Source organism: Micromonospora sp. NPDC005206 (assembly GCF_040608175.1).
In the GTDB taxonomy this organism is placed as follows: Bacteria; Actinomycetota; Actinomycetes; order Mycobacteriales; family Micromonosporaceae; genus Micromonospora.
On sequence record NZ_JBEXHU010000072.1, the window covers coordinates 1 to 2,564 of the forward strand.

Consider the following 2,564-nt stretch of genomic DNA (forward strand, 5'->3'; position numbering starts at 1 on the left):
CTCACGCAGCTCATCGTTGTACTTCTTCGGTGCGGGCATCGCTGGTGTTCCTCCCAGGTTTCGATGTCTCCATCAAACCCGGTGCGGGACAGACGGAGCTTGGGGCACACGGCGCGGGTTCGACAGCCTGGTGCAGATCGCCACCGGCATCGGCTGGGCTACAAGCACGGACGGGGTCCAACCCGGCGCGCTGCCCTGTCAGTTGCTCGACCACGCCACCGGCTACCTCATCGCTGCTGGTGCACTGGCCGCATTGGGTCGACGCGCCCGCACCGGCGACGCCACCCACGTCTCTGTATCCCTCGAAAGGACGGCACGATGGCTGCTCGACCAAAGCATCACGCCAACCAGGCAGAGCGCGGGCGATGACCCGAAGCACCAAGCCGACACCTACCGAACAGCACTCGGAAACGGGTGGAGCGCGATCAGCCCACCAGGTCAACTCGACGGCCGCCCGCTGAGCTGGCCTCACCTACCACCCGCCTACGCTCAAGCGCCGCCCGATTGGAGCTGAACTCCCGCGGCCACCCTGCGAGCGGGCTCGAGCTACGCCGTAGCTCCGGCGACGACCATGAACAGTGAACCTAAAGTAACGGCGTCACACCATCCGCTATTGCCGCGATGTGGGCGGACGGCAGTTCGTCGGCGTGAGAGTCTGCGTCCGTCATGAGGCCGACCTCCGTTCGGCATGGTGAGAAAGGTGCGTGTGTCACGGGTCGCCGTCGGGCTGTGGTGTGCAGTAGATGGCGAACGCGCTGGTCGCGTGGGCCCAGGCCGCGTCGAGGTCGGCGTTGGGTGGGAATCGGTCGGCCAGCTCGAGATCGACAAGGCCGTGCGTGAGGCCCCAGATGGCGCGCGCGGCTGCGACGTTGCCGCCGGTGACCTTCAACAGGGGCGCGGCCGCCGCGGCCTCGACGCCGGACGCGAGACGTGGACGATTCAGGGAATGGCGGGCACTGAGCTCGTAGAGGCGAGGGTGCTCAAGGGCCCATCGTGGGTAGGCGGCGACGAGCGTGGCCAGGTCGGCGCTGGCCCCGGCCAGCACGGCACCGAGCCGTTCCAGCGCGCGCTGTTGCAGTGCAGCTTCGATCTCGGTCTTGCCGGCGATGTGCTTGTACAGCGAGGGTGCCTGGATCCGCAGTTCGTCGGCGAGGCGCCGCATGGTCACCGCGTCTGGGCCTTCACGTTCCAGGATCCGCTCGGCCGCGTCGACCACCTCGCCGCGGCGGTTCACCAGCGCCTCGGACAAGCCGGGATCGCTATCAGCGCCCTCATCCGGCGCGCTGGGTGGTGCGGCGGCCGGCCCATGGGCGCTCGTTGACATCCGCCGCTAGTGTCCTGCGCCGGAAATTCGCCTACAAAATCGGGCGAGTGATTCGAGGATCTCTTCTGCGGTCTTGGTCCAGATGAACGGTCGCGGATCGTTGTTCCAGGTGGCGATCCAGGAGCGGATGTCGGCTTCGAGTGCTTGGACGCTCTTGTGGGTGCCGCGGCGGATCTTCTGGTCGGTGAGGAAGCCGAACCAGCGTTCGACCTGGTTGATCCAGGACGAGCCGGTCGGGGTGAAGTGCATGTGGAAGCGTGGGTGTTTCGCGAGCCAGGCCCTGACGGCGGGGGTTTTGTGGGTGCCGTAGTTGTCGCAGACGAGGTGCACGTCGAGGTCGGCCGGGACGGTCTTGTCGATGGTGATCAGGAATTTTCTGAACTCGATCGCGCGGTGCTGGCGGTGCAGTTCGCTGATGACGGTGCCGTCGGCGATGTCGAACGCGGCGAACAGGCTGGTGATGCCGTTGCGGTGGTAGTCGTGGGTTCGCCGTTCGGGCATGCCCGGCATCATCGGCAGGACCGGTTGCGAGCGGTTAAGTGCCTGGATCTGGGATTTCTCGTCAACGCAGAGCACTACGGCCCGTTCGGGCGGGTGGTGATAGAGCCCGACGACGTCGACGACTTTTTCGATGAACTGCGGGTCGGTGGACAGCTTGAACGTGTCGGCCCGGTGCGGCTTGAGGCCGAAGTCGCGCCAGATCCGGCCGATCGTCGACTTCGACAGCCCAGACTTCGCGGCCATTGAGGTCCGGGACCAGTGCGTGGCGTTACGCGGTGTCTGCTCAAGGGTGGCGACGACCACCTCTTCGACCTTGTCCAAGGCGATTGACGGAGGCCGGCCGGGACGCTGTTCATCGATCAACCCGTCGAGGCGTTCGACCAGGAACCGACGCCGCCATTTACCTACAGTGGACAGGTGAACACCCAGGGCCGTTGCCACATCAGTGTTCGAGGCGCCCTCGGCGCACGCCAGGATGATCCGGGACCGCATCGCGAGAACCTGCGAAGACTTCGCCCGACGCGACCAGCGGGTCAGCGTCGTGCGTTCCTCGTCGGTCAACACCAGCGGCGCGGTAGGGCGCCCGGTTCGTGCCATCACCTCACCCTACACCAACTTATCAGGCGAATTTCCGGCGCAGGACACTAGTGCTCTGACCACGAACGTTCACGGTGTTGGGGTCAGGCTGCGCGGGCGGCGGGTTGGCCCCATCGTCGTTGGCGTTCGCTGCGGATGCGGG

Annotated in this window: 3 protein-coding genes; 1 reads left to right on the plus strand and 2 read right to left on the minus strand. The window is 66.1% G+C overall.

All coding sequences use genetic code 11. The features are described from left to right. Positions 1–16 precede the first annotated feature (16 nt). Positions 17–514 carry a CoA transferase gene (locus ABZU69_RS36995; RefSeq protein ID WP_354968859.1) on the plus strand — a complete coding sequence of 166 codons (498 nt, stop codon included), beginning with the start codon at positions 17–19 and terminating at the stop codon, positions 512–514. A gap of 195 nt (positions 515–709) precedes the next feature. Here ABZU69_RS36995 and ABZU69_RS37000 read toward each other — a convergent pair whose 3' ends face one another. Continuing rightward, the gene (locus ABZU69_RS37000) at positions 710–1,249 is read right to left on the minus strand and encodes a TetR/AcrR family transcriptional regulator (protein WP_354968857.1); all 540 of its coding nucleotides are present in this window, start codon (positions 1,247–1,249) and stop codon (positions 710–712) included. A gap of 81 nt (positions 1,250–1,330) precedes the next feature. Next, entirely contained in the window at positions 1,331–2,422 is a 1,092-nt protein-coding gene (locus ABZU69_RS37005; RefSeq protein ID WP_354968858.1) for an IS630 family transposase, read from the minus strand. Positions 2,423–2,564 lie beyond the last annotated feature (142 nt).